This is a genomic window from Xanthomonas sp. 60 (genome assembly GCF_011761925.1).
In genome coordinates this window covers 439,057-464,234 of the sequence record NZ_JAASQW010000001.1, presented here as the reverse complement: position 1 = coordinate 464,234, position 25,178 = coordinate 439,057, and the positions used below count along the sequence as shown (strand labels likewise).

Annotated in this window: 21 protein-coding genes; 10 read left to right on the top strand and 11 right to left on the bottom strand. The window is 67.1% G+C overall.

Annotated elements, in window-relative coordinates; all coding sequences use genetic code 11:
* Positions 1-100: 100 nt before the first annotated feature.
* The 3 genes from folC to FHY09_RS02140 all read right to left on the bottom strand — a co-directional run bounded on the left by folC (position 101) and on the right by FHY09_RS02140 (position 4,412).
* Positions 101-1,366: a bifunctional tetrahydrofolate synthase/dihydrofolate synthase gene (gene folC / locus FHY09_RS02150; protein WP_166924352.1), complete on the bottom strand. Its 1,266-nt coding sequence runs from the start codon at positions 1,364-1,366 to the stop codon at positions 101-103.
* 52 nt (positions 1,367-1,418) lie between these two features.
* Positions 1,419-2,063 (bottom strand): histidine phosphatase family protein, encoded by a 645-nt coding sequence (locus FHY09_RS02145; RefSeq protein WP_166923686.1) that lies wholly within the window; start codon positions 2,061-2,063, stop codon positions 1,419-1,421.
* A gap of 186 nt (positions 2,064-2,249) precedes the next feature.
* The gene (locus FHY09_RS02140; protein WP_166923684.1) at positions 2,250-4,412 is read right to left on the bottom strand and encodes a S46 family peptidase; all 2,163 of its coding nucleotides are present in this window, start codon (positions 4,410-4,412) and stop codon (positions 2,250-2,252) included.
* Between the two features lie 287 nt (positions 4,413-4,699).
* Here FHY09_RS02140 and FHY09_RS02135 point away from each other — a divergent pair, with 287 nt between their 5' ends.
* Positions 4,700-6,025, top strand: coding sequence for a hypothetical protein (locus FHY09_RS02135; protein WP_166923682.1), 1,326 nt, complete (start codon positions 4,700-4,702; stop codon positions 6,023-6,025).
* Between the two features lie 180 nt (positions 6,026-6,205).
* On the top strand, positions 6,206-7,240 hold the full coding sequence (gene tdh, locus FHY09_RS02130; RefSeq protein WP_166923680.1) for an L-threonine 3-dehydrogenase: 1,035 nt from the start codon (positions 6,206-6,208) through the stop codon (positions 7,238-7,240).
* A gap of 109 nt (positions 7,241-7,349) precedes the next feature.
* Here the strand turns inward: tdh and FHY09_RS02125 are convergent, their stop codons facing one another.
* Positions 7,350-8,042 (bottom strand): TorF family putative porin, encoded by a 693-nt coding sequence (locus FHY09_RS02125; protein ID WP_166923678.1) that lies wholly within the window; start codon positions 8,040-8,042, stop codon positions 7,350-7,352.
* A gap of 183 nt (positions 8,043-8,225) precedes the next feature.
* Between FHY09_RS02125 and kbl the strand changes: the two genes are divergently transcribed.
* Complete coding sequence (gene kbl, locus FHY09_RS02120) at positions 8,226-9,431, top strand: glycine C-acetyltransferase (RefSeq protein ID WP_166923676.1); 1,206 nt, start codon at positions 8,226-8,228, stop codon at positions 9,429-9,431.
* Positions 9,432-9,479: 48 nt separating this feature from the next.
* On the opposite strand, the gene FHY09_RS02115 is transcribed toward kbl, so the two are convergent.
* From FHY09_RS02115 to FHY09_RS02100, 4 genes are all read right to left on the bottom strand, one after another.
* Positions 9,480-9,755: a hypothetical protein gene (locus FHY09_RS02115; RefSeq protein ID WP_456362679.1), complete on the bottom strand. Its 276-nt coding sequence runs from the start codon at positions 9,753-9,755 to the stop codon at positions 9,480-9,482.
* 80 nt (positions 9,756-9,835) lie between these two features.
* A complete protein-coding gene (locus tag FHY09_RS02110) occupies positions 9,836-10,648 on the bottom strand; it encodes a pseudouridine synthase (RefSeq protein WP_166923672.1) in 813 nt (270 codons plus the stop codon).
* A gap of 10 nt (positions 10,649-10,658) precedes the next feature.
* On the bottom strand, positions 10,659-11,168 hold the full coding sequence (locus FHY09_RS02105; protein WP_166923670.1) for a hypothetical protein: 510 nt from the start codon (positions 11,166-11,168) through the stop codon (positions 10,659-10,661).
* Positions 11,169-11,411: 243 nt separating this feature from the next.
* Positions 11,412-12,503, bottom strand: a complete 1,092-nt coding sequence (locus tag FHY09_RS02100) for an OmpA family protein (RefSeq protein ID WP_166923667.1) — start codon at positions 12,501-12,503, stop codon at positions 11,412-11,414.
* A gap of 495 nt (positions 12,504-12,998) precedes the next feature.
* On the opposite strand from FHY09_RS02100, the gene yczE reads away from it, so the two are divergent.
* The 4 genes from yczE to FHY09_RS02080 all read left to right on the top strand — a co-directional run bounded on the left by yczE (position 12,999) and on the right by FHY09_RS02080 (position 17,218).
* On the top strand, positions 12,999-13,622 hold the full coding sequence (yczE, locus tag FHY09_RS02095; RefSeq protein ID WP_166923665.1) for a membrane protein YczE: 624 nt from the start codon (positions 12,999-13,001) through the stop codon (positions 13,620-13,622).
* Positions 13,623-13,741: 119 nt separating this feature from the next.
* Complete coding sequence (locus FHY09_RS02090; protein WP_166923663.1) at positions 13,742-15,769, top strand: NADPH-dependent 2,4-dienoyl-CoA reductase; 2,028 nt, start codon at positions 13,742-13,744, stop codon at positions 15,767-15,769.
* Positions 15,770-16,059: 290 nt separating this feature from the next.
* Complete coding sequence (locus FHY09_RS02085; protein ID WP_166923661.1) at positions 16,060-16,518, top strand: cell wall hydrolase; 459 nt, start codon at positions 16,060-16,062, stop codon at positions 16,516-16,518.
* An 88-nt stretch (positions 16,519-16,606) separates the two neighbouring features.
* A complete protein-coding gene (locus tag FHY09_RS02080) occupies positions 16,607-17,218 on the top strand; it encodes a glutathione S-transferase N-terminal domain-containing protein (protein ID WP_166923659.1) in 612 nt (203 codons plus the stop codon).
* Between the two features lie 79 nt (positions 17,219-17,297).
* On the opposite strand, the gene prpE is transcribed toward FHY09_RS02080, so the two are convergent.
* From prpE to FHY09_RS02065, 3 genes are all read right to left on the bottom strand, one after another.
* Complete coding sequence (prpE, locus tag FHY09_RS02075) at positions 17,298-19,178, bottom strand: propionate--CoA ligase (protein WP_166923657.1); 1,881 nt, start codon at positions 19,176-19,178, stop codon at positions 17,298-17,300.
* 138 nt (positions 19,179-19,316) lie between these two features.
* A complete protein-coding gene (locus FHY09_RS02070) occupies positions 19,317-20,303 on the bottom strand; it encodes a malate dehydrogenase (protein ID WP_166923655.1) in 987 nt (328 codons plus the stop codon).
* 114 nt (positions 20,304-20,417) lie between these two features.
* A complete protein-coding gene (locus FHY09_RS02065) occupies positions 20,418-20,915 on the bottom strand; it encodes a peptidylprolyl isomerase (protein WP_166923653.1) in 498 nt (165 codons plus the stop codon).
* Between the two features lie 246 nt (positions 20,916-21,161).
* Between FHY09_RS02065 and typA the strand changes: the two genes are divergently transcribed.
* The 3 genes from typA to FHY09_RS02050 all read left to right on the top strand — a co-directional run bounded on the left by typA (position 21,162) and on the right by FHY09_RS02050 (position 25,151).
* Complete coding sequence (gene typA, locus FHY09_RS02060; protein WP_166923651.1) at positions 21,162-23,009, top strand: translational GTPase TypA; 1,848 nt, start codon at positions 21,162-21,164, stop codon at positions 23,007-23,009.
* A gap of 8 nt (positions 23,010-23,017) precedes the next feature.
* Entirely contained in the window at positions 23,018-23,485 is a 468-nt protein-coding gene (locus FHY09_RS02055; protein WP_166923649.1) for a DUF2127 domain-containing protein, read from the top strand.
* Positions 23,486-23,558: 73 nt separating this feature from the next.
* On the top strand, positions 23,559-25,151 hold the full coding sequence (locus FHY09_RS02050; protein ID WP_456362700.1) for an amidase: 1,593 nt from the start codon (positions 23,559-23,561) through the stop codon (positions 25,149-25,151).
* The last annotated feature ends 27 nt before the right edge of the window (positions 25,152-25,178 follow it).

Below are 25,178 nucleotides of genomic sequence, written 5' to 3'. Positions count from 1 at the left end.
AGGCAGGCAGCAGGTGGGGATTGTCCGGGATTATACGGGCGTCCCGGCGGCAGGCGTCGCTGCGGGATGAACCTGCAGGTAAACGCAGGCCGCAGCGCCGTCAGTGCGCCTGCAGCCAGGCCAGTGCCTGGCCAGCGGTGTGGAACGAGCCGAACACCAGCACGCGGTCGCCGCGCGCAGCGCCCTGCAGCACCTGCTCAAGGGCGGTAGGGACGTCGACCACCTGCGCGGCGCCCGCCAGGTCCGGCCCCAGTCGCGCCGACAGCGCCGCCGCCGTTTGCCCGCGGGCCCCGGCAAGGCCTGCCAGCGTCCACGTATCGATGGTGTCGGCCAGCGCGGCGGCGACCCCGGCGGCATCCTTGTCCTGCAGCGCGGCATAGATGGCATGGGTGCGCCCCGGGACCCCCTCGGCGCGCAGCGCGCGGCACAGGGCCGCCGCCGCCTGCGGGTTGTGGCCCACGTCCACCAGCACCTGCACGCCATCGCGTTCGAAACGCTGCAGGCGGCCTTCGACGTGTGCAGCGGCGATGCCCTGCGCCCACGCCGCGCGCGGAACCGGACGGTCCAGCGCGCGCAGCGCGGCGATGGCGGCACCGGCATTGGCCAGCTGCACCGGCCCGGACAGCCGCGGCATGGGCAGCTCCAGGCGCAGGCCCACGTCGCGCCACCGCCAGCGCGCGGCATCAATGGGTTCGCACAGGTAATCACTGCCCCCGCGGATGGCATTGGCTCCAAGACGGTAGGCACGCGCCAGGACGCTGGACGGTGGATCGGTCTCGCCGAGGATCACCGGCTTCCAGCCGCGGATGATGCCGGCCTTCTCCGCGCCGATCGTTTCGCGGTCGCTGCCCAGCCAGTCGGCATGGTCGATGTCCACGGTGGTGATCACCGCTACGTCCGGTTCGACGATGTTGACGGCATCCAGGCGTCCGCCCAGCCCGACTTCCAGCACCGCCAGGTCCAGGCCGGCCTGCGCGAACAGCAACAGGGCCGCCAGCGTGCCGTACTCAAAATAGGTCAGCGTGGTGTCTCCACGCACGGCCTCGATGGCAGCGAAGGCGGCCACCAGCGCCGCATCGGACGCCTCCTCGCCGTTGATGCGCACGCGTTCGTTGTAGCGCAGCAGATGCGGCGAGGTGTAGGTGCCCACCTTCCAGCCGGCGGCCCGCGCGATCGACTCGATGAAGGCGACGGTGGAGCCTTTGCCGTTGGTGCCGCCCACAGTGATCACCCGCCCCGCCGGCGCCGCCAGGCCCAGCGCGGTGGCCACGCTGCGCACGCGCTCCAGGCCCATGTCGATGGAGGCCGGATGCTGCTGTTCGATATGGGTCAGCCAGTCGGCCAGGGTCGCGGGCAGTGCGGTCACGGTGGGACGTCCAGTCATTGCAGTGTTCGGTAGGGTGAACGGGAGAAGCGGCTCAGAGCGCGCGGTGCTTGGCTTCGCCGAAGAACGGCGTGTGATGGGCGCAGTCGTTCAGACGCACCACCTCCAGCTGCTCCACGTCCGGGCCTTCGAGCAGATTCAGGGTGGTGGGCGCCTGGCGGAACGACCACAGCCGGCTGATGGGCAGGCCGAGGATGCGGCACAGGATCACCCGGTTGACCGCATCGTGCGCGACCACCAGCAGCGTGTCGTGCTCGCCGAGGCCTTCGGCCGCGCGTGCCAGGCCGCGCCAGCTGCGGTCCAGCACCAGGCGCAGCGATTCGCCACCGGGCATCAGCACCGTATCGGGCTCCTCGCGCCAGGCACGCAGCCGCGAAGGATCCTTCTCGTGGATTTCGCTGGCCAGCAGGCCCTCCCACTCGCCATGCGCGATCTCCTGCAGTTCCGGCTCGGTCAGCAGCTGCGCGGCACGTTCGGGGCCCAGTGCGAGCTGCGCGGTGCGCTGCGCGCGGGACAGTGGGGAAGCCACTGCACGGGTGATCTCGACCGAGCGCAGCCGCTCGCCCAGGGCCTGTGCCTGCGATTCGCCGACAGACGACAGCGGAATATCAATCTGGCCCTGGTAACGGCCTTCGGCATTCCATGGCGTTTCGCCATGACGGGCAAGCAGGATGCGCATGCGGATACAGGTCCTTGGGGGGAGGAGACCGCCGTTCCACGGGGCGTGGAAACACGGGTCGCCCATGATACCCCGCGACCGGATTGCGCCGATGGGACATGAAAAAACCCCGCAAGTCACCTCGCGGGGTTCTGGCGTTGCTGCACCCTGTGCGCCGCCGGGAACGCGGCGCGCGGGCCGCCTGGCTCAGTTGGCCAGGCCGAGCTCCTTCAGCAGCTGCGGCGCCGGGGCCACTTCCTGCATGATCCACTGCATGTAGCGGCTGTCGACGGCGATCATGCGGGTCATGACCGGATCGAACACCCAGTTCGAGCTCACCGATTCCCAGTTGCCATCGAACGCCAGGCCGACCAGCTTGCCGTGCGCATCCAGCACCGGCGAGCCCGAATTGCCGCCGGTGATGTCCAGGTTGGAGAGGAAGTTCACCGGCACCGAGCCGATCCGCTTGTCCTCCAGCCCGCCATAGCGCTTGGCCTTGACCGCATCAAGCAGGGCCTTCGGCGAGTCGAACGGGTCTTCGCCGGTTTCCTTGGCAACGACCCCTTCCAGCGTGGTGAACGGGGTGTAGTTCACGCCGTCCTTGCCATAGCCCATGACGTTGCCGAAGGTGATGCGCAGCGACAGGTTGGCGTCAGGGTAGACGAACTCGCCCTGGCTCTTCTTGTAATCGGCCACGGCCTGCAGGTAGGTCGGACGCGCCGTCAGCGATTCGCCCTCGCGGATCTTCTTCTGCTCTTCCTGCTTCAGCAGCGCGGGCATGGCGGCCACGGCGTACTGGATGGCCGGATCGGTGCTGGCTTCGAAGGCGGCGCGATCGGCGTTGAACCACGTCAGGCGGGCGTCGAGGCTGCCCAGGCCGGTGCCACCGAGCTTGCTCACCAGCGACTTGACCGCCGCAGCATCGCTGCCGCCGAGCCAGCTGTTGAGCACGGCGTTGTCACGCTGCGCGGCCGGCAACGCCACGTACTGGTCCAGCCAGTAGGTCTGCAGCTGCTGGTCCATCGCCGCCACGTAGCGCCGATCCATCTGCTTCAGGCCACCTTCGATGGTGGTCAGGTCGCGCTGCTGGTAACCGGCTTCGCGTTCTGCATCCGGCTTGGCCTTCTCGATCGCCAGGCGGTACAGCGTGATCGCCGTGCCGACGGCGGCGGTGGTGTTGAACTGCCCCACGAACAGGTCACGCTCGCGCGTGGCCTTGCTGGTTTCCAGGTGCTTGACCAGCTGCGCATGCGCGGCCAGCGCCGGGCGGCCCGCCGCGCCCTGCTTTTTCAGCCACGCCAGCACGGCCGCTTCCTCGGCCTGCTTCTGGCCGGCCGCATCGATGCGCTTGAAGCCCTCCAGCTGGCCGGCGTAGTTCTTGGCCACATTGTTCATGCTGGCCGCCGTGGCGGCGTATTTCACCTTGATGTCCGGGTCGGCCTTGCCGGCGTCGGCGATCATCTTCAGCACCGCGTTGTAGTGACGGGCCACGGTCGGGTAGGTGAAGCTGGCGGTTTCGTTGAACTCGCTGGCCAGCGCGTAGCGGTTGGTGCGGCCCGGGTAGCCGGCCACCATGACGAAGTCGTCGGCGCCCAGCGGCTGGTCGGCGAACGTCAGGAAGTGCTTGGGCTGGTAGGGCACGTTGTCGGCGGAGAACGCGGCCGGCTTGCCGTCCTTGCCGACATAGGCGCGGTAGAAGGAGAAGTCACCGGTGTGGCGCGGCCACATCCAGTTGTCGATATCGCCACCGAACTTGCCGACGCTGCCCGGGGGCGCGTAGACCAGCCGCACATCGCGGATTTCCAGGTTGCGGAACAGGCGGTAGGTGTTGCCGCCGGAGAAGCTGTACAGACGGCAGCGGAAGCCGGCGTCAGCCTCGCACGCGGCGACCTGCGCCTTGTCGAAGGCCTCCAGCGCGCGGCTGCGGGCCAGCGCGTCCTTGCCGGCCGCCGCGATGGCGGCCTTGGCCTGGTCGGTGACGTCGGTGATCTGATCCAGCACGTAGACACGGGCGTTGGGGCCGGCGCTCAGTTCATCCTTCAGGGCAGGTGCGTTGAAGCCGTCCTTGATCAGGTTGTTCTGCGCGGTGGAATTGAGCTGGATCGCGCCGTACGCACAGTGGTGGTTGGTGACCACCAGGCCATTGGGGGAAACGAAGCTGGCGGTGCAGCCACCGAGCGCCACCACGGCACCCATCGGATCGCCGGTGAGGTCGGCCAGCTGTTCCGGAGAGAGCTTCAGGCCGGCCTTCTGCAGCGGACCGGCGATCTCCGGCAGCTGCTGCGGCACCCACATGCCTTCGGCGGCCTGGGCGACCTGGACCAGACCGAGACTGGCGACGATGGAAAAAGCGAGCAGGTTCGAGCGCATGCAGCGGCCCTTGGAGAATGGAGCGTTGATTCTAGCCCGTGCAGAAAGCGCCGCCGACACCTCCCTTATCAGGCCGCCTCGCCCGCCCGCGTGTCCTGTCGTTGAAAGCCGCGCCGTACCGGGCGACCTACCCTGCTCTCCCTCACGATCCCGGCGATTCCTACATGTTTGTTGCAGGTCCTGGCACACCCGCCGTCCCGGCCCCTTCCCCGGGCGCTTCCCCCCCACGCCTGGCGCGAACCGCGCCACCGCCCGCAGGCGCCGCCAGTTCACGGCCTCCCTCGCGCGTGTCCAATGCCGCGCCCGGCACCTGCCTGGGCAGGGTCCAGGCCCAAGCCCGCGCGTTCGAGAATCTGAACAGGCAACCGCAGGCACAGCGGATGCTGACCACGCGGCCGGCGCAGATCATCTCGAAACGGGACGGCGCGCACCTTATTCCAAGTCGCTCGCCGCTTCGGCCCGGGTCGCGCCCCGCCATGCAATCCGCGGCCGCGGAGGCCTTCAACACCGAGGCGTGCTGTCTCAGGTTCCAGCCCGAGCATGAAAGGAAAGCCGTCTTTCTCACGCTGCTGTGCGAACTGCAAGCGCTGGACGCAGAACACCGCGTCAACGGCTTCGACACCCTGCTGTGCGTTCTCTCCATGGTTCCCGAGGCGGACCGGTCGGGCTTGATGCCGCGGCTCCAGCAGTTTGCAGAGAAGCTGCCCTTGCCTCGTTCGCGGGCGGCGCTTTCTTCCCTCGCCGAATCCGCTTCTCTTCATCCGGCGATGTCGGTGTTCACGACGCGTGTGCGTGCATATCACTTCCTTTTATCCACGCAGTGGCTCGAAGCGGCGCCGCCCGAGGATCGCCCTGCCCGTCTGGGGAGGCTGGTCGATCTGTTGGCCCAGCAGCCGGAGCCGGCACGCGCGGCGGCATTGACTTCGCTTCTGGAGGCATCAGAGCGGGGACCGACGCCGGAGAGCGACTTGCCGGTCCTGCTCGACGCTCTTTACTACGTCCCGGAGTCTGATCGGACGCCTCTGGTCGACGCGCTCCGGCAGAGAGCCGATGAACAGGGCACTGCCATTGGGAAAAACTGGTCGTCCTTCGCGTCCTGGCTGAACGCGCTGCCCAGCGACGACCGCGCAGCGCGCTTCACGGCCCGCCTGGACCGCGCCGTCCAACTGGCGGGGGCTGAGCGCGCACGCTGCCTCAGCGATCTGTCGGACAGCGTGGTCTGGCTGCCGGAGCGTGAAAGACCGTCCGTCTTCTTCAGGCTGACCCAGGCGGCGTCTTCCTTGGCCGACACCGACCGTGTCAGCTGCATGACCCTGCTTGCCGATCAGATCGTCGGCCTGCCTCCGGCCACATGGGCCCCCGCCCTGCTGGCCCTGGTCAACATGGCGCGCGACGTGCCGACCGGACCACGGCAGCGGCTGCTCCAGACCTGGTCGCCTCTGCCCGGGGAGTCCATGGCGCGCTTCGAGGCGTGCATGAGGGAAGACGCGAGCCCGGCTGCATCCGCAGACGCCGCCAGGGCGTTGGCCGCGGCCCGCGACGCACTGGCCCGTCTGACGGAGCAGACGGCGACGGAAGTCGCGCGGATCGATCGGACACAGACGCGGGCCTAGCGCCTCCGCCGGGCGCGTGCCGCTGATGGATGGCGCAGCCCCTGCCCGCCAGAAAATCAAAGCGTGCCTGGGCTGGGGACCGGACCCTGAGGCCTTCAGGGGCAATCCGCACTGCAACATGGTCCCTGCCCCGACGCCTTTATACTTCGCTCCCTCTTTCCCCCTGCGAGTCCCGCCGCGATGGCACAAACAATGAAAGCCCTGGTCAAGCGTGAAGCCGGCAAGGGCATCTGGATGGAAGACGTGCCGGTGCCGAGCCCGGGCCCGAACGAGGTGTTGATCAAGCTGGAAAAGACCGCGATCTGCGGAACCGACCTGCACATCTACCTGTGGGACGAATGGAGCCAGCGCACCATCACCCCCGGTCTGACCATCGGCCACGAATTCGTCGGCCGCGTCGCGGCGCTCGGCAGTGCCGTCACCGGCTATGAGATCGGCCAGCGCGTCTCGGCCGAGGGCCACATCGTCTGCGGTCACTGCCGCAACTGCCGCGGCGGTCGCCCGCACCTGTGCCCCAACACAGTCGGCATCGGCGTGAACGTCAATGGGGCCTTCGCCGAATACATGGTGATGCCGGCCAGCAACCTGTGGCCGATCCCCGACCAGATCCCCTCGGAACTGGCTGCATTCTTCGACCCCTACGGCAATGCGGCGCACTGCGCGCTGGAGTTCAACGTGATCGGCGAGGACGTGCTGATCACCGGGGCAGGCCCGATCGGCATCATCGCCGCAGGCATCTGCAAGCACATCGGCGCACGCAACGTGGTGGTCACCGACGTCAACGATTTCCGCCTGAAACTGGCGGCCGACATGGGGGCCACCCGCGTGGTCAACGTGGCCAACCAGTCCCTGAAGGAGGTCATGAAGGACCTGCACATGGAGGGTTTCGATGTCGGCCTGGAGATGAGCGGCAACCCGCGCGCCTTCAATGACATGCTCGACTGCATGTACCACGGCGGCAAGATCGCGATGCTGGGCATCATGCCGAAGGGTGCCGGCTGCGACTGGGACAAGATCATCTTCAAGGGCCTGACGGTCCAGGGCATCTACGGCCGCAAGATGTACGAGACCTGGTACAAGATGACCCAGCTGGTCCTGTCCGGCTTCCCGCTCGGCAAAGTGCTCACGCACCAGCTGCCGATCGACGACTTCCAGAAGGGTTTCGACCTGATGGAAGAAGGCAAGGCCGGCAAGGTCGTGCTCAGCTGGAACTGATCCGCTTCCGGATCGGTGTTGCGAGCAACGAAAAAGGCGCCCGTGGGCGCCTTTTTCATGCCTGTTCCAGTCGCTGGGGCAGCGCACCCGGCCACACCCCAGGCTCTGCTTACTGCCCGATGGCGACGGTGAACACCACGCGGTTGTCCGCCAGCTTGCCGGAGTTGTCGCGGCCGTTGCCGTCGGTGCCGTGGTAACCCAGGCCAAGGTTGAACAGGCCGAACTGGCGACTGACGCCAATGTTGAAATCGGTGTAGTCCTTGGCGATGCCCTGCTCGAACGTGCTGCGCCCCACATTGGCGGCCAGGGTGAATTCCTGCGGCAGCGCCCACTCACCACCCACGCCGTAATACCAGCCGTCGGTGCCGCTGTTCCACACGTCATTGGAATAGGCGACGGTGAGCTTGTACTGATCGGCAAAGGTGGTGGTGGTGATGAGCTCGTTGTAGTTGAGCTCGCTGGCACCGAGGTAGGTGTAGCGGTTGAGCAGCACGTCGATGTTGACGCTGTCGGTGACATCCACGCCGTAGCCGATCAGGTAATCCAGTTCGGTGCTCGGGTCGCCCGGACCGAAGTCCACGCCCGAACCCCATACGCCGGCATACAGGCCGACCGGGCTGGTGTAGGTGAAGCCTGCCTGCAAGGTCGGATCTTCGTCAGTCTGCGAGACGCCGCGGAAGACGTAATCCGAAACGGCCGTGACGTTCCAGCTGTAAGGCGAGTCGGCCTGCTGGGCGCTGGCAGCGAATGACGCCAACGAAAGGAGCGCAGCGGTGGCAAGAGGACGGATGGCGTGCTTCATGGGCGTCTCCGGGGAAGGGCAAGGTCTGGCGCGTTGCGTCGACCGGCGCGCCAGAAGCGACCGGTTCACGGTTTTTTAACCTGTTTGATATTGCAACGCAACACATGGATGCCCGGCAGGCGCCGCCGCGTGTCGTGGCGGGGAGGGTAAAATCGGGGTTTCCGTATCGATGTGCCGCCTGCCATGACCGACGCCTCCCCTGCCCTGACCCGCCATTACGCCGACGAACTCGAGGCGATCCGCGCCCAGGGTCTGTTCAAGTCCGAGCGGATCATCACCAGCCCGCAGTCGGCCGAGATCACCCTGGAAGACGGGCGCACCGTGCTGAACTTCTGCGCCAACAACTACCTCGGGTTGGCCGACCATCCGGACCTGATCCAGGCCGCCAAGGATGCGCTGGACAGCCACGGCTTCGGCATGGCATCGGTCCGCTTCATCTGCGGCACCCAGGACCTGCACAAGCAGCTCGAAGCACGGATCTCCGAATTCTTCGGCAAGCAGGACACCATCCTGTACGCGGCCTGCTTCGACGCCAACGGCGGGCTCTTCGAACCGCTGCTCGGTGAGCAGGATGCGATCATCTCCGACAGCCTCAACCATGCCTCGATCATCGACGGCGTGCGCCTGTGCAAGGCCAAGCGCTTCCGCTATGCCAACTGCGACATGGCCGATCTGGAAGCGCAGTTGCAGGCCGCCGATGCCGCCGGATGCCGGACCAAGCTGATCACCACCGACGGCGTGTTTTCGATGGATGGCTTCATCGCGCCGCTGGATGAGATCACGGCGCTGGCGAAGAAGTACGGCGCGCTGGTGCACATCGACGAGTGCCACGCGACCGGTTTCCTTGGCGCGACCGGCCGCGGCTCGGCCGAAGTGAAGGGGGTCCTGGACCGGATCGACATCATCACCGGCACGCTGGGCAAGGCAATGGGCGGCGCGCTGGGCGGCTTCACCACCGCCAGCGCCGAGGTGATCGAACTGCTGCGCCAGCGTTCGCGCCCCTACCTGTTCTCCAACTCGCTGCCGCCGCACGTGGTGGCTGCAGGCATCAAGGCCTTCGAGATGCTCGCCGCCGCCGATGACCTGCGCCAGACCCTGGTGGGCAACACCACCTACTTCCGCGAAAAAATGGTCGCGGCCGGTTTCGACGTGAAGCCGGGCGTGCATCCGATCAGCCCGGTGATGCTCTACGACGCCCCGCTGGCGCAGAGGTTCGCAGAGCGGCTGCTCGAAGAAGGCATCTACGCGATCGGCTTCTTCTTCCCCGTGGTGCCCAAGGGCCAGGCGCGGATCCGCACGCAGATCAGCGCCGCGCATACCCGCGAACACCTGGATAGGGCGATTGATGCCTTCACCCGCATCGGTCGCGAGCTCGGCGTGATCGCCTGATCCCCTCCGGGGACCAGGCACGGTCCTGGTCCCCGCTGCAGGCAGACCTCAGCGCCGGCCCATCTTGTCCTTGCCGGTGGAAATACGGATGCCGTTGGCCTTCATCCAGGCATCGAATTCGTCGGCCGTCAGGCGCCGGTCGCCGTCACTCATCTCGAAGCGGTAACTGCCGCGGGCATCCAGGTCCGGCACGATGATCTGCACGATCTCTTCCGGCGGCGGCGGCGCGGCCTTGGCGACGTCCTTGCGGCCGCCACAGGCAGCAAGCAGCGCCACGGTCAGCAGCAGGATCACGGTGCGCAGCGCGCGGTGGGTGGTGGTCATCATGGTTCCTCTTGCAGGGGTGCAAAGCCGGACGCCCCCCACGCCCGGAACGGGACCGGCGCACAGGCCGGCCACGGGACTCAGCCCGGGGTTGGGACGGCCTCCAGTTGCCGCCTGTCCTGGTCCTCGAGCAGCCGCCACTGACCCTTGCCCAGCTCGCCGAGCGCGAGCCCGCCGATGGCCACGCGGATCAGCCGCCGCACGTCGAGGTCGAACGCCGCCAGCAGGCGACGGATATGCCGGTTGCGTCCTTCATCCAGCACGATCTCCAGCCACGCGGTACGTTCGCCATGGCGCAGCACGCGCACGGCGTGCGCGGACAGGAACTCGCCTTCATCGGTGATGCCGGCGCGCACCGCGTCGAGCACGGCGGCTTCGGGGACCCGATCAACCTGCACGTGGTAGGTCTTGCGCGGACCGGTGCGTGGATCGGTCAGCCCGGCGGCCCACTGCGGATCGTTTGAAAACAGCAGCAGGCCTTCACTGGCCTTGTCCAGCCGCCCGACAGGCGCCAGCCAGGGCAGACCGCCCGCATCGAGGCAGCGATAGACCGTGTCGCGCCCGCGCTCGTCCTGCGCCGTCGTCACCAGGCCGCGCGGCTTGTTGAGCATGAGATAGACACGTGGTGCCGCATCGAGCGCGTGACCATCGACCTTGACGTGATGGCGCCCGGCGAGGATGGGAAACTCCGGATCGCGCACGGTGCGGCCATCGACCGTGACACGGCCGGCGTCGATCCAGCGCGCAGCCTCCGTACGCGAACACACGCCGGCCTTGGAGAGCACGCGCGCCAGGCCGTGGCGCACGCCTGCAGGTGCGGGACTGACGCTGCCCGCGCGGGGCGCGCGGACGGGCCGGGATGCCGACGGGCGAGGTGGCCGCATGCCGCGCATCCCGCCTTGATTACTTCTTGTCGGCCGGGACGGTCTCGGCGGACGCTTCCACCGGTGCCGCCGGCACGGCGGCCGGTGCCGGGCGCGCCTTGACCACGCGCACGCCGCGCGACTTCATCCACGCATCGAACTCTTCGGCGGTCATGCGCTTGCCGTTCTGGCTCATGTCGAAACGCCACGGCGTGTTGTCGAACGCGGTCTGCGGCTTGTAAGCGGCCGGATCATTGGGCTGCACGGCCGGTGCGCCGGGGATGACCTTGGCGATGTTCTGGCAGCCCTCGATGCGCAGGCGCTGCAGGACGCTGTCAACCGACTGGCCCTGCTCGATGTTGCTGGTCAGCACGCCCGCCGGCATGCCGAGCTGCACGCTGCGGATGGCCAGTTCGCTGGCCACGGGCGCGATGGCGGTGGCCGGCAGCGGCAACGGAGCCGAGACGGGGTTGGCCGAGCAGTCCACGGCAGCATGGGCGGCGGGGACCAGGGCGAGCGCCAGGACGGCGGCCGATGCAATGCGCAGCATGAGGGGGCTTCCAGAGTGAGGTGGTTTGGCGGGAGTTTAACAGCGACACAACGGCTTACAAGATCCTACTTTCAATGAATACGGCAACTTATTGGTTTTTTTGCGAATTTTCTGTTGCAACCGATCGTGCTGGCGCGGGCCGCCGCAAAGCAGGCGGCAGGCCGCAACCACTGGGATGACGCGCATAAAAAAGGACCCGGCGTGAGCCGGGTCCTTTTTGTCTTACCTGTGAAGCGTCAGAACTCAGTTCTGGACGTTCAGCTCGGTACGACGGTTCTTGGCGCGACCTTCCGGGTTGTCCGAACCATCCGAATTGGTGTTCGGAGCAATCGGACGGCTCTCGCCGTAGCCGATCGGACCCTGCAGACGCGAAGCAGCCACGCCGTTCTGGGTCAGGTAGTTGTACACCGCGGTGGCGCGACGCTCGGACAGCTTCTGGTTGTACGCGTCGGTACCCTTCGAGTCGGTGTGGCCAGCCACTTCGACGCGCAGGTCCGGGTAACGCTTCAGGATCTCGGCGGCTTCGCCCAGGATCGCAACCGCGTCAGGACGCAGGTTGGCCTTGTCGAAGTCGAAGTTAACACCCTTCAGGTCGATCGAGACCGGCACCGGGCAACCGTCCGGACCGATGGTCTGGCCAGGCTGCGAATCCGGGCACTTGTCGTCGCAGTTGTTGACGCCGTCACCGTCGTCATCCAGGTCGGCGCAGCTCGGGGCAACCGGAGCCGGAGCCGGAGCAGCCGCCATCGGGGCCGGTCCCAGCGGGATCACGACGCCGACCGAGGCCAGCACGTCGCCGAACCAGTCTTCCGACGGAGCAGCAACGCTCTTGTCGTCGAAGTCACCGCGGTAGGCCACTTCGGCACGCACGGCAACGCGCTTGTCGAAGGTGGTCTGCAGGCCGACGCCCAGCTTGGCGGCGAAGTTGCCGTCCTTGCGCTCACGCGGACCATTGGCATCAATGGCGGCGAACTCTTCTTCCGACTTCTGGTAGCCCAGACCCATCAGCACGTACGGGTTCCAGCCACGGCCTTCGGAGATGAAGTGGCGACGCAGGTCGATCGAGGCGCCGTACTGCGACCAGTTCAGATCCTGGTTCGCGTCGAAGTTCGGGTTCTGGTAGTTCAGCTCACCGTCCAGCGACCAGTTCGGGCTGATGAACTTGCCCAGGCCCAGGGTGACGAACGGAGCATCATTGGTGGTGCGGTCGCTGTCCTGGAAGTTGAAACCGGCCGAACCGGTCAGGTACCAGCGGTCATCGAACTCCTGCGCGGAAGCCGCCTGGGCAAAAGCCAGACCACCCAGCAGCGCGGCAGTAAGGATCTTCTTGTTCATTGAGTACAGCTCCTATTTCGGGGGTATGAAACCGGTAGAGGCATGGGCCAGCATGAGGTCGATGTTCCGATAGCCGATTCAGCACGCCACCGCCGCGAACATTATGCTCAGTAGGGTGAAGGCCATGTTAACGGTCACGTAACATGTGAAACCGGCCGCCGGACCTCTACCGTTCCGGCCGTTGCACCCTATACAGGATCATGAAAAACCGCAAGATGTCGCAATGGCAAGGGTTTCACCCGGCTTCATCGCGGGATGCCCCGAATCTGAAACGCGTCGCGCACACGTCTTCAGGTGCCCCACAGCGACATGAGGAACTTCATGATGACGCTGGAATTGAACGCAGATGACAGTTGCTGCCAACGATCCGTTCGCGTCAATCTGTCCTGGCATCGCTGCGCCGCAGGTCCCCTTGGCGTGTACTTCATGACGCCACGCTTCGGTCTCATCCCGAACAGCGCTAGGGTGTGCGCTCCCCTTCGTTGATAAGCCGCCATGCATCGCTCCTTCGCTGTCCGCGCCACACAGCTCGTCGTGGGGTTGTTCCTCTACGGCCTTGGCATCGCGCTGATGGTGCGGGCGTCGATCGGCGTGGCACCGTGGGATGTGCTGTCGCAGGGAATCGCCGCCCACAGCCCGCTCTCCTTCGGACTGGCCACCAATGTGGTCGGCGCGGTCGTGCTCCTGCTGTGGTGGCCGCTGCGGCAGAAGCCTGGTCTGGGCACGCTCATGAATGTCGCGCTGATCGGCCCTTCCGCGCAGTTCGGGCTGTGGCTGCTGCCTGCGGTGGAGCCGCTGGGCCTGCGCATCGCACTGTTCGCTGTCGGCCTGGTGCTGGTCGCGCTGGCCACCGGCTTCTACATCGGCGCGCGCCTCGGGCCCGGGCCCCGTGATGGGCTGATGACCGGCCTGCATGCCCGCACGGGCTGGCCGATCTGGCAGGTGCGCAGCCTGATCGAGGGCAGCGCGCTGCTGGTGGGGTGGTTGCTGGGCGGCGACGTGGGCATCGGCACGCTGGCCTTCGCACTGCTGATCGGGCCGCTGTGCGGGCTCACCCTGCCCTGGTTCGGCATCGCACCCCGGCGCGATGCGCCCCCCCTCCAGACACCGCCGGCCTGATCGAGCCCCTACGTTATCGGCGCCCTCGGCAGGAGGCCGCAGGATGCGGCGACGCATCTTGCTCCGGCGGCCGATTCGCGGCACCCTGCCCGCTTCCGTACGCAAGCGTATCGACCCTGATGCCCGCCAACGACACCGCTTATCCGCACCTGTTCACCCCGCTCGACCTGGGCTTCACGCAGCTGCGCAACCGCGTGCTGATGGGGTCCATGCATACGGGGCTGGAAGATCGCACGCGCGACTTCCCGCGCCTGGCCGCTTACTTCGCCGAGCGTGCCGAAGGCGGCGTTGGCCTGATCGTCACCGGCGGCTTCGCGCCGAACGTGGTCGGCTGGCTCAAGCCCTTCGGCGGCAAGCTGTCCTGGCCCTGGGAAGTCCGGCCGCACCGTCAGCTCACGGCCGCAGCACACCAGCATGGCGCGAAGATCTGCCTGCAGCTGCTGCACGCCGGCCGCTATGCCTACCATCCGCTGTCTGTTGCTCCGTCAAAACTGAAGGCACCGATCAATCCGTTCACCCCGCGCGCGCTCTCTGCCCGGGGCGTGGAACGGCATATCGATGATTACGCCCGCAGCGCGCGCCTGGCCCGGGACGCCGGCTATGACGGCGTGGAGGTGATGGGTTCGGAAGGCTATCTGATCAACGAATTCATCGCACCGCGCAGCAACCAGCGCACCGACCGCTGGGGCGGCGACGCCGCCCGGCGCATGCAGTTCGCCGTGGAGATCGTGCGCCGCATCCGGGCCGCCTGCGGTCCGGATTTCATCATCATCTACCGTTTGTCGCTGGTGGACCTGGTGGAGGACGGCAGCAACTGGGAAGAGATCCTCGCCCAGGCCAAGGCGATCGAAGCGGCCGGCGCCACGATCATCAACTCCGGGATCGGCTGGCACGAAGCCCGCATCCCGACCATCGCCACCTCGGTGCCGCGCGCCGCGTTCGCCGGGGTGACCGCCAAGCTCAAGCCGCACGTGCGCGTGCCGCTGGTGGCGACCAACCGCATCAACATGCCCGATGTGGCCGAACGCATCCTGGCCTCGGGGGGTGCGGACATGGTTTCGCTGGCGCGTCCGCTGCTGGCCGATCCGCAGTGGGCGAACAAGGCACGTGCAGGGCGCGCGGTGGCGATCAATACCTGCATCGCGTGCAACCAGGCGTGCCTGGACCACGTCTTCGAAAACAAACTCGCCAGCTGCCTGGTCAATCCGCGCGCCGCGCATGAGACCGAACTGGTCTATCGCCCCACGACCGCCCCCAGGCGCGTGGCCGTGGTCGGTGCCGGCCCGGCGGGGCTGGCCTGCGCGACCGTGGCTGCGCAGCGCGGTCACCGCGTGACGCTGTTCGAGGCGAGCGCCGAGATCGGCGGCCAGTTCAACGTGGCCAAGCGTATTCCGGGGAAGGAAGAGTTCCATGAAACCCTGCGCTACTTCGGCCATCAGCTGCGGGAACACGGCGTGGACGTGCGCCTGGGCACGCCTGCCGATGCAGCCACCTTGGCCGGCTTTGACGATGTCATCCTCGCCACCGGCATCCTGCCCCGTGCGGTGACCTTCGCCGGTGCCGAGCACCCGAAGGTGGTCAGCTATCTGGACGTGCTGCAGGGTCGAGTGCACGTCGGCGAGCGTGCGGCGATCATCGGCGCCGGGGGCATCGGCTTCGATGTCGGCGAATTCCTCAGCCATACAGGGCCATCACCCTCCCTGGACCCGCAGCAGTGGATGGCCGAGTGGGGTGTGGATCCCACCTTCGAAGGCCGCGGTGCCTTGGCGCGGCCAGCGGTCGTCCCCTCGCCACGGCAGCTGTGGCTGCTGCAGCGCAGCCCGGGCAAGCCCGGCGCCCGGCTGGGCAAGACCACCGGCTGGATCCACCGCGCCACGCTGAAGGCCAAAGGCGTGCGCATGCTTGGCGGGGTGGAGTACGTGCGCGTGGACGATGCGGGCCTGCACATCCGCGTGGAAGGTGCCGAGCAGGTGTTGCCGGTGGATCATGTGGTGGTCTGCGCCGGCCAGGAATCCAACCGCAGCCTGCTTGCCGGGCTGCAGGCGGCAGGCATCACGCCCCAGGTGATCGGCGGCGCCGATGTCGCCGCTGAACTCGATGCCAAGCGGGCCATTGACCAGGGCAGTCGCGTCGCGGCAGCGCTGTGATTCAAACTGAATGGGGCGTGCCGGCCCTATTCAGGCTGTTCCTCCCAAGCTGAATGTCAACCCTGAGGGTTCAGGGGGCATTGGGAAAGGCGGGCTTACCTTGCGCCAACTTTCCGCTCACCAGCCAGTCCCGGTGAGCAGGCGCGGCCCTTCCCCCTTCTTCACCGGGCCGCCCGCGGGGCGGCCCCGATGGCCGCCTCCCCATGACGCCAAGTCGTTTCCTGTGCCTCCGCCGGCCTTCCACGGCCGGTGGCAGCAGCAGGTACGGCCCATACGGAGCAAGGAGTTCTATGAAACTGGCCTGGATTCTCTGGCTGTCCCAGCTGTTGCCGCAACCGGCCGCAGATTCGTTGTGCCTGAGCACCACCGTGTACCTGGAAGCCCGCGACCAGACGGTGCGCGGCCAGCAGGCCGTCGCCGAGGTCGCCCTGCGCCGTCGCGACAGCGGGCTGTGGGGTGACTCGATGTGCCAGGTCGTCACCGCGCGCAAGCAGTTCGCCCCGACCATCGTCGCTCCCGGCACGCAGCTGGCCAACGACGCGGCCTGGCGCGATGCGATGAAGGTGGCCTTCGATGCCGAACGCAACTGGTCGCTGCCGGCCGGCGAGCGTCGCGAGATCGTTCCCGGCGCCAGCCACTTCGCCGCCATGGCCATCGCCAGCCCGAGCTGGCGCAATGCCTACCAGGTGGCGACGATCGGCGACCACACCTTCTATAAAGTCCAGAGCCTCAAGCCCCGGCAATCGTGACGGACTGTTGCCGGGGCGCCATTGCCGCGCCCGGTCGCGCTCTGGGATAGTGATGACTTCCCGTCACCGCTATCCGTTCGGAGTCCGCATGAAGCTGTACAGCAAGCCCGGAGCCTGCTCCACCGCCGACCATATCGCCCTGCGCTGGGCCGGCGAGCCGTTCGAAGTGGAACTGCTGACCCGCGAGACACTCAAGGCCCCGGCATTCCTGGCGATCAACCCCGCCGGCTCGGTCCCCGCACTGGTGGATGGCGATTTCGTGCTGACCCAGAACGCAGCCATTCTCGGTTACATCGCCGATACCTATCCGCAGGCCGGTCTGGCCGGTGACGGCAGCCCGCGCCAGCGCGCCGAAGCCGCCCGCTGGCTCGCCTTCGTCAACTCGGACCTGCACCCCGCGTTCAAGCCCCTGTTCGCACCCGGCCGCTACATCGCCGATGAGAGCCAGAAGGACGCACTGGCCGCTGCCGCGCACGCCAACCTGCGTGCGCTGTTCGAAACCGCGGACCGGCAGTTGGCCGACAAGCCCTGGCTGGCGGGCTTCCGCAGCTTCGCCGATCCTTACCTCTACATCACCCTGCGCTGGGCGGCGGGTCTGAAGGTCGACCTGTCCGGACTGGATAATCTGGCGGCCTTCAAGAAGCGCATGGAGGCCGACGACGGCGTGCGCGCCGCGCTGAGCGCCGAAGGCCTGGACTGACCGCAGGGGCGGTGCCGGCGCGCGGCTGGCACCGCCGAAGGCGCCTGGCCGGCGCCGGTCCCGACCGCGATCGCCGGGCCTAGTGATTGAGAACGCGACGGATCTCGTCCAGTGCCGCCGGGTCATCGAGGGTGGACAGGTCACCGGGATCACGCGACTCCGCAAGCGCCTGGAGCGAGCGGCGCAGCAGTTTGCCCGAACGCGTCTTGGGCAGGGCATTGACCACATGGATATGCGCGGGACGCGCAACGGCGCCGAGCGAGCTGGTGACCCGCTGCATCATGTCCGCCACGACCGGTGCGGGGTCCTCACCGTCCAGGCCCTGCTTCAGGGTGACGAAGACCAGCGGCACCTGGCCCTTGAGTTCGTCCTTCATGCCGACCACCGCCGCCTCCGCCACGCGGGGGTGTCCGGCGATCACCTCCTCGATCTCACGCGTGCCCAGCCGATGCCCGGCCACGTTGATCACATCGTCGGTGCGGCCGAGGATGAACGTGTACCCGTCCTCATCGCGGATGGCCCAGTCCAGGGAGCTGTACAGCAGCTCCTTGAAATGGCTGAAATAGCTCTGCAGGAAGCGCGCGTCATCGTTCCATACCGTGCTCATGCACCCCGGCGGCAGCGGCGGGGTCATCACCAGCACGCCCTTCTGCCCGGGTGCCACTTCGGCACCGGTGTTTTCGTCGATGATCTTCATCCGGTAGCCGAGGTTCGGAAGGCCGGGCGAGCCGAACCGCACCGGCTTCATCTCCAGCCCCGGCAGCAGGGTCAGCGCCGGCCAGCCGGTTTCGGTCTGCCAGTAGTTGTCGATGATCGGCTTGCCGAGGGCCTCGCTGGCCCAGTGCGCGGTCGGCTCATCAAGCGGCTCGCCGGCCAGGAAGACGTACTTCAGCGCGCGCAGGTCGTGGCGGCGGATGAAATCGACATCGTGCTTTTTCAGCACCCGGATCGCGGTCGGCGAAGAGAACAGTGTACGCACGTTGTACTGCTCGCACAGCGCCCACCAGATGCCGGGATCGGGGCGGGTCGGCAGCCCCTCGTACAGCAGCGACGTGCACCCGCCGATCAGCGGTCCGTAGACATTGTAGGAATGCCCCACCGCCCAACCGACATCGGAGGTGGAGAACATCACCTGGCCGGGCCTGCAGTCGAAGACTGTCTCCATTGACTGGGCCATGGCGACGGCGTAACCGCCGACATCGCGTTGCACGCCCTTGGGCTTGCCGGTGGTGCCGGAGGTATAGAGCAGGTAGCTGGGTTCGCTGGATTCCAGCCACTGCACCGGCACCTGCGCATCGCCCACCTCGGCGCGCAGGGTGGCGTAGTCCACGTCGCGCCCGGACACGCGTGGCTCGGCGGGATCGAGCCCGCGCGACACGATCAGCACGTGCGGCGGCGGGCTCGCCGCCTCGGCGCAGGCGGCATCGACCATGGCCTTGTACGGAATCAGCTTGCCACCGCGCATGCCGGCGTCGGCGGCGATCAGCAGCTTCGGTTGGGCGTCATCAATGCGCAGCGCCAGGTTGTGCGCGGCGAACCCCCCGAACACCACCGAGTGCACCGCGCCGATACGGGCACAGGCGAGCATGGCGAACACCGCCTCGGCCATGTTCGGCATGTAGATCACCACGCGGTCGCCGCGGCCGACGTCAAGGCGCTGCAGCACCGCAGCGAAGGCGTTCACTTCGCCGTACAGCTCGCGGTAGGTGATCTCGCGCGTCTGCTGGGTTTCCGTGGACACCACGACGAGTGCGAGCTGGTCGGGGCGTTCGGCGAGATGGCGGTCGACGGCGTTGTAGCAGAGGTTGGTCTGGCCGCCCACGTACCAGCGGCGGAACGGCGGATTGCTGTAGTCCAGCACCTGCTGCGGCTTCACGTGCCAGTGGATGCGGTCGGCCTGTTCGCCCCAGAACGCTTCGGGCTCGTCGATCGAGCGCCGGTAGGTTTCCTCGTAGTCCATGACGCTGCCCTCCCAGACGATGTCATGGGTCCGAGCATAGTGTGGCCACACCTGCGCCCGCCGCTCGACCTTGGTCGTAGAGCAAAAAAAACGCCGGGCGTCAGCCCGGCGTTCTTCTGTACTGCACCAGGCGCCGGATCAGCCCAGCAGGTGCGCCACGGCCGAGCGCTCGTCTTCCAGCTCGGCCAGGGTCTTGTCGATGTACTTCTGGCTGAAGTCGTCGATCGGCAGGTCCTTGACCAGCGTGTACTCGCCGTTCTCGGTGGTCACCGGGAAGCCGAAGATCACCCCTTCCGGAATACCGTAGGAGCCATCGGACGGCACGCCCATGGTCAGCCACTTGCCGTTGCTCCCCAGCACCCAGTCACGCATGTGGTCGATGGCGGCGTTGGCGGCCGAAGCGGCCGAGGACGAGCCACGGGCTTCGATGATGGCCGCGCCGCGCTTGCCCACGGTCGGGATGAAGGTACCGGCGTTCCAGTCCTGGTCGTTGATGGCCTCTGCGATGGAGGCGCCATCGGCGGTGGCGAAGCGGTAGTCCGGGTACATGGTCGGGCTGTGGTTGCCCCACACCACCAGCTTCTCCATGCCGCCGACCGGCTTGCCCAGCTTGGTCGACAGCTGGCTCAGCGCGCGGTTGTGGTCCAGGCGCAGCATGGCGGTGAAGTTGCGCGGATTCAGGTCCGGGGCCGACTTCATGGCGATGTAGGCGTTGGTGTTGGCCGGGTTGCCGACCACCAGCACCTTGACGTCACGCTTGGCAACCTTGTTCAGCGCGGCGCCCTGCGCGGTGAAGATCTCCGCGTTCGCCTGCAGCAGGTCGGCGCGCTCCATGCCCGGGCCGCGCGGACGGGCGCCGACCAGCAGGGCCACGTCCACGTCCTTGAAGGCCACTTCCGCATCGTCGGTGCCGACGATGCCGGCCAGCAGCGGGAACGCGCAGTCTTCCAGCTCCATGATCACGCCCTTCAGCGCGGCCTGGGCCTTCTCCACCGGCAGCTCGAGCAGCTGCAGGATGACCGGCTGGTCCTTGCCCAGCATTTCGCCGGACGCGATGCGGAACAGCAGGGCATAACCGATCTGGCCGGCGGCGCCGGTCACGGCAACACGAACAGGTGCTTTCATGGGGTTTCCTTTTGCTTGCAAGCGGGGAATTGAGCCGCACGCGTGGCCGGACGGCCTGGCAGGCGGCGGGGATCATGAGAACGGCCACCGCAGAGGTGGCCGTTGGACAGGGGATCAGGCGCGCGAGGGAATCGACTTGTTCCACTCGGCGACGCGATCGGCCTTGGCGGCCAGCACGGCGTCGGCGTCGCCTTCCAGGGTGATCGAATGGATCACGTCGCCCTGCTTGACCGAATCCACGATGGCCTGGCCGTCAACGACCTGGCCGAACACGGTGTGCTTGCCGTCCAGCCAGTCGGTCTTGATGTGGGTGATGAAGAACTGGCTGCCGTTGGTGTTCGGACCGGCATTGGCCATCGACAGCGAGCCGACCTGGTGCTTCACGCCATTCTTCTCGTCTTCGAACTTGTAGCCGGCGTCGCCGGTGCCCTGGCCGCGCGGGCAGCCGCCCTGGATCATGAAATCGGCGATGACGCGGTGGAACACCAGGCCATCGTAGAAGCCGTGCTTGACCAGGTTCACGAAGTTGGCCACGGTCAGCGGCGCCTTGTCGGCAAACAGCTCGACCTTGATCGGGCCCTGGGTGGTGTCGAAAGTGGCGAACAGGGACATGCGGATCCTTGGAATTCGGGTTGTGGAAATGCGAGTTCCCTAGTTTACACCCGTCCTGTTTGGGTCGCGGATACGACCAACGGTGCAGGGCCCGGGGCGGTTCGGCTGCGGGTCAGCAGGCTGCGCGCCTGCGACCTGAATGGGGATCGATCGACCCGGCATCACGGGATTTTCGCGAAACGGCAACTTCGCGGTATGATGATGGACTTCTTTTTCCAAATCCGGCGCCGACTGGCCCCCTTTCGCATGTCCATCGAAAATCTTCGCAACATCGCCATCGTCGCGCACGTCGACCATGGCAAGACCACCCTGGTCGATCAGCTGCTGAAGCAGTCCGGCACCCTGTCCGAGCGTACCGTCCTCGCCGAGCGCGTGATGGACAGCAACGACCAGGAAAAGGAACGCGGCATCACCATCCTGGCCAAGAACACGGCCATCACCTGGGAAGACAAGAAGACCGGTATCAAGAACCGGATCAACATCGTCGATACCCCCGGACACGCCGACTTCGGCGGCGAAGTGGAGCGCGTGCTGTCGATGGTCGACACCGTGCTGATCCTCGTCGATGCGATGGACGGCCCGATGCCGCAGACCCGCTTCGTGACCCAGAAGGCCTTTGCGATGGGCTTCAAGCCGATCGTGGTGGTCAACAAGGTGGACCGCCCGGGCTCGCGTCCGGAGTGGGTGATCGACCAGGTCTTCGACCTGTTCGACAAGCTCGGCGCCACCAATGAGCAGCTGGACTTCCCGATCGTCTACGCCTCGGCCCTCAACGGCTATGCCGGCCTGGAAGACACCGTCCGCGAAGGCGACATGACCCCGCTGTACGAAGCGATCATGCAGCACGCACCCAAGCCCGACGTCGATCCGGAAGGCCCGTTCCAGATGCGCATCAGCCAGCTGGACTACAACAACTTCGTCGGCGTGATCGGCATCGGCCGCGTCCAGCGCGGCACCCTGAAGAAGGGCATGCAGGTCGCCGTGATCGACCGCGAAGGCAAGAAGCGCAACGGCAAGATCGGCCAGGTGCTGGGCTTCCTGGGCCTGGAACGCATCGAGCAGGACAGCGCCGAAGCCGGTGACATCGTGGCCATCTCGGGCATCCCGGAGCTGACCATCTCCGATACCCTGTGCCATCCGGACACCCCCGAAGCCCTGCCGGCGCTGACCGTCGACGAACCGACGATCTCGATGACCTTCCAGGTCAACAATTCGCCCTTCGCCGGCAACAAGGACCTGTCCGGCGGCAAGTTCCTGACCAGCCGCCAGATCAAGGACCGCCTGGACCGCGAGCAGGTCCACAACGTGGCCCTGAAGGTGGAACAGCTGGAAGACGCCGACAAGTTCCTGGTTTCCGGCCGTGGCGAACTGCACCTGTCGGTGCTGATCGAGAACATGCGTCGCGAAGGCTACGAACTGGCCGTGTCGCGCCCGGAAGTGATCATCAAGCAGATCGACGGCCAGGCCATGGAGCCGATCGAGCAGCTGGTGGTGGACATCGAAGAGCAGCACCAGGGCGGCGTGATGGAAAAGCTGGGCACCCGCAAGGGCCAGCTGAAGAACATGGAGCCGGACGGCAAGGGCCGTGTGCGCCTGGAATACCAGATCCCGGCACGTGGCCTGATCGGTTTCCAGAACGAGTTCAAGACCCTCACCCAGGGCTCGGGCCTGCTGTTCCACGTCTTCGACCATTACGGCCCGAAGGAACAGGGCGCCATCGCCAAGCGCCAGAACGGTGTGATGATCGCCAATGCCGCCGGCGTCACTCCCGCCTACTCGCTGGGGCCGCTGCAGGAGCGTGGCAAGCTGTTCGCTGCCGAAGGCGACAACGTGTATGAAGGCCAGCTGGTCGGCATCCACTCCAAGGACAACGACCTCACCGTCAATGCCATCAAGACCAAGCCGCTGACCAACATGCGCGCCTCTGGCAAGGACGATGCGATCCAGCTGACCCCGGCGATCAAGTACTCGCTGGAGCAGGCCCTGGACTTCATCGAAGACGATGAGCTGGTCGAGATCACGCCGAAGGAGATCCGCCTGCGCAAGAAGGGTCTGACCGAAAGCGATCGCAAGAAGGCCTCGCGCGGCGGCTGAGCCGGCACGTGACCCTTACGGCCTACAACCCGGATCCGAAACGGCATCCGGGCCTGCATGTCATCGCCCTGCTCGAAGCGGGCAAGGCGATGCTTGCACTGGCGGCGGCGACCGGGCTGGAAGTGCTCGGTCCGCAACCGCTGCGCGATGGAATCACTGCCCTGATCCGGCGTTTCAGCCTGGACCCGGATCACGGCACCCTGCCCTCGCTGCTGAACATGATCAATCCCGATGTCGTGCACCTGGCCGCCGTGGCCATGCTGGCCTACGGCCTGCTGCACCTCGTCGAGGCGTGGGGCCTGTGGCGTGCCAAGGCCTGGGCCTCCTGGCTGGGCTGCCTTTCGGCCAGCCTGTACCTGCCCTTCGATATCTATGCCATCGTCCATCACCCCGGCTGGGCCTCGTGGGCCGTGCTGCTGGTGAACCTGTTGGTGGTCTACGTATTGGGCCGCGACCTCTTCAAACGCAAACGCTGACGCTGCGCGCTACACTGCCGCCGTGTCCGTCACGACGCCCGTACTGCCGTTCCAGTCTCCGCCTGCCCGCCGCATCTTCAACGCGCGGTTGCTGGGTGGCCTGCTGTGCGCCTGCGCCAGCGTACTGGCACCCGCCGCAAGTGCGCAGCCTGCAACGCATACCAAGCCATCCCGCGCACCGGCGCAGGCCACCGCGCCGTTCATGCTCGCCGAGGCGGATATTCCCGGCCTGCAGGCCCGCATCGCGGCCGGCGAGCTCGACAGCGTCGCGCTGACCCGGGCCTACCTGCAGCGCATCGCGGCGATCGACCGCAGCGGGCCGCAGCTGCGTTCGGTCATCGCCCTCAATCCGCAGGCCCTGAGGGAGGCCGCCGCGCGCGACGCCGAGCGCCGTGCGGGGCACCTGCGCGGTCCGCTGCACGGCATGCCGGTGCTTCTCAAGGACAACATCAACGCACGCCCCATGCCGACCACGGCAGGCTCGTTGGCGCTGCAGGACTTCCGCCCCGCCGACGCCTTCCTGGTGACCCGGCTGCGTGCGGCCGGCGCAGTGATCCTGGGCAAGACCAATCTCAGCGAGTGGGCCAACTACCGCGGCAAGGCCTCTGTGAGCGGCTGGAGCGCGCGCGGCGGGCAGACCCGCAACCCCTACCGCCCCACCCACAGTCCGTGCGGCTCCAGCAGCGGCAGCGCGGTCGCGGTGGCGGCCAACCTGGCGGTGGTGAGTGTTGGCACGGAAACCGACGGCAGCATCGCCTGCCCGGCCGCCATGAACGGCGTGGTCGGGCTGAAGCCCACGGTGGGGCTGGTGAGCCGCGACGGTATCGTGCCGATCTCCTCCAGCCAGGACAGCGCCGGCCCCCTCGCCCGCAGCGTCACCGACGCGGCGATCCTGCTCACCGCGATGGCCGGCCGTGACGAGGCCGACCCGGCCACGGCCACCCGGCCCGGCCGGGCCGTGTACGACTACGCAGCCCGGCTGCGGCCTGAAGGCCTGCAGGGTGCGCGGATCGGCGTGCTCGACAGCTCCCTGACGGACCAGCCGGGCCTGCGCGCCCTGATGGACGATGCCGAAGCCCGCCTGCGCGAGGCCGGGGCCACGGTGATCCGCGTGCCGGCGCTGGACGAGCGCGCCTGGCAGGCGGATGAACAGATCGTGCTGCAATACGAATTCAAGGCCGGGCTGGAGCGTTACCTGCGGCGCTGGGAAGCCCCGGTGCGGACGCTGCCAGCGATCCTGGCCTTCAATCGTCAGCACGCGGCGCAGGAACTGGCCCTGTTCGGACAGGAATTGATGGAGGACGCGGCCCGCTCCGGTTCCCTCGGCGACCTGCGTTATATCGACGCCCGCGCCCGCGCGCGCCGCGCCGCCGGCGAGCAGGGCATCGATGCACGGCTCAGAGAGCACGCGCTGGATGCGCTCGTAGCCCCCACCACCGGCGTCGCCTGGGCGATCGCGGCCGAAGGCGGCGACGCATTTCCCGGCGGCAGTTACGGGGCTGCCGCCGTGGCCGGCTACCCGAGCCTGAGCGTGCCGATGGGGCACGTGGATGGCCTGCCCGCCGGCCTGCTGTTCATGGGCACGGCGTGGAGCGAGCCGAGGCTCATCGAGCTGGCCTACGCCTTCGAGCAGCGCACCATGGCGCGCCGCGCACCGCCGCTGTAACCACGCAATGCCTGCGGCGGCACGCGG

What these genes read in the sequence shown, in the direction of transcription:
- prpE (WP_166923657.1), bottom strand. Translation starts at nt 19,178, where the DNA reads ATGGACTACGAGGAAACCTACCGGCGCTCGATCGACGAGCCCGAAGCG.
- typA (WP_166923651.1), top strand. Translation starts at nt 21,162, where the DNA reads ATGTCCATCGAAAATCTTCGCAACATCGCCATCGTCGCGCACGTCGAC.
- FHY09_RS02105 (WP_166923670.1), bottom strand. Translation starts at nt 11,168, where the DNA reads ATGCTGCGCATTGCATCGGCCGCCGTCCTGGCGCTCGCCCTGGTCCCC.
- yczE (WP_166923665.1), top strand. Translation starts at nt 12,999, where the DNA reads ATGCATCGCTCCTTCGCTGTCCGCGCCACACAGCTCGTCGTGGGGTTG.
- kbl (WP_166923676.1), top strand. Translation starts at nt 8,226, where the DNA reads ATGACCGACGCCTCCCCTGCCCTGACCCGCCATTACGCCGACGAACTC.
- FHY09_RS02115 (WP_456362679.1), bottom strand. Translation starts at nt 9,755, where the DNA reads ATGACCACCACCCACCGCGCGCTGCGCACCGTGATCCTGCTGCTGACC.
- FHY09_RS02090 (WP_166923663.1), top strand. Translation starts at nt 13,742, where the DNA reads ATGCCCGCCAACGACACCGCTTATCCGCACCTGTTCACCCCGCTCGAC.
- FHY09_RS02085 (WP_166923661.1), top strand. Translation starts at nt 16,060, where the DNA reads ATGAAACTGGCCTGGATTCTCTGGCTGTCCCAGCTGTTGCCGCAACCG.
- FHY09_RS02140 (WP_166923684.1), bottom strand. Translation starts at nt 4,412, where the DNA reads ATGCGCTCGAACCTGCTCGCTTTTTCCATCGTCGCCAGTCTCGGTCTG.
- FHY09_RS02100 (WP_166923667.1), bottom strand. Translation starts at nt 12,503, where the DNA reads ATGAACAAGAAGATCCTTACTGCCGCGCTGCTGGGTGGTCTGGCTTTT.
- FHY09_RS02080 (WP_166923659.1), top strand. Translation starts at nt 16,607, where the DNA reads ATGAAGCTGTACAGCAAGCCCGGAGCCTGCTCCACCGCCGACCATATC.
- FHY09_RS02145 (WP_166923686.1), bottom strand. Translation starts at nt 2,063, where the DNA reads ATGCGCATCCTGCTTGCCCGTCATGGCGAAACGCCATGGAATGCCGAA.
- FHY09_RS02125 (WP_166923678.1), bottom strand. Translation starts at nt 8,042, where the DNA reads ATGAAGCACGCCATCCGTCCTCTTGCCACCGCTGCGCTCCTTTCGTTG.
- FHY09_RS02070 (WP_166923655.1), bottom strand. Translation starts at nt 20,303, where the DNA reads ATGAAAGCACCTGTTCGTGTTGCCGTGACCGGCGCCGCCGGCCAGATC.
- FHY09_RS02110 (WP_166923672.1), bottom strand. Translation starts at nt 10,648, where the DNA reads ATGCGCGGCATGCGGCCACCTCGCCCGTCGGCATCCCGGCCCGTCCGC.
- tdh (WP_166923680.1), top strand. Translation starts at nt 6,206, where the DNA reads ATGGCACAAACAATGAAAGCCCTGGTCAAGCGTGAAGCCGGCAAGGGC.
- FHY09_RS02065 (WP_166923653.1), bottom strand. Translation starts at nt 20,915, where the DNA reads ATGTCCCTGTTCGCCACTTTCGACACCACCCAGGGCCCGATCAAGGTC.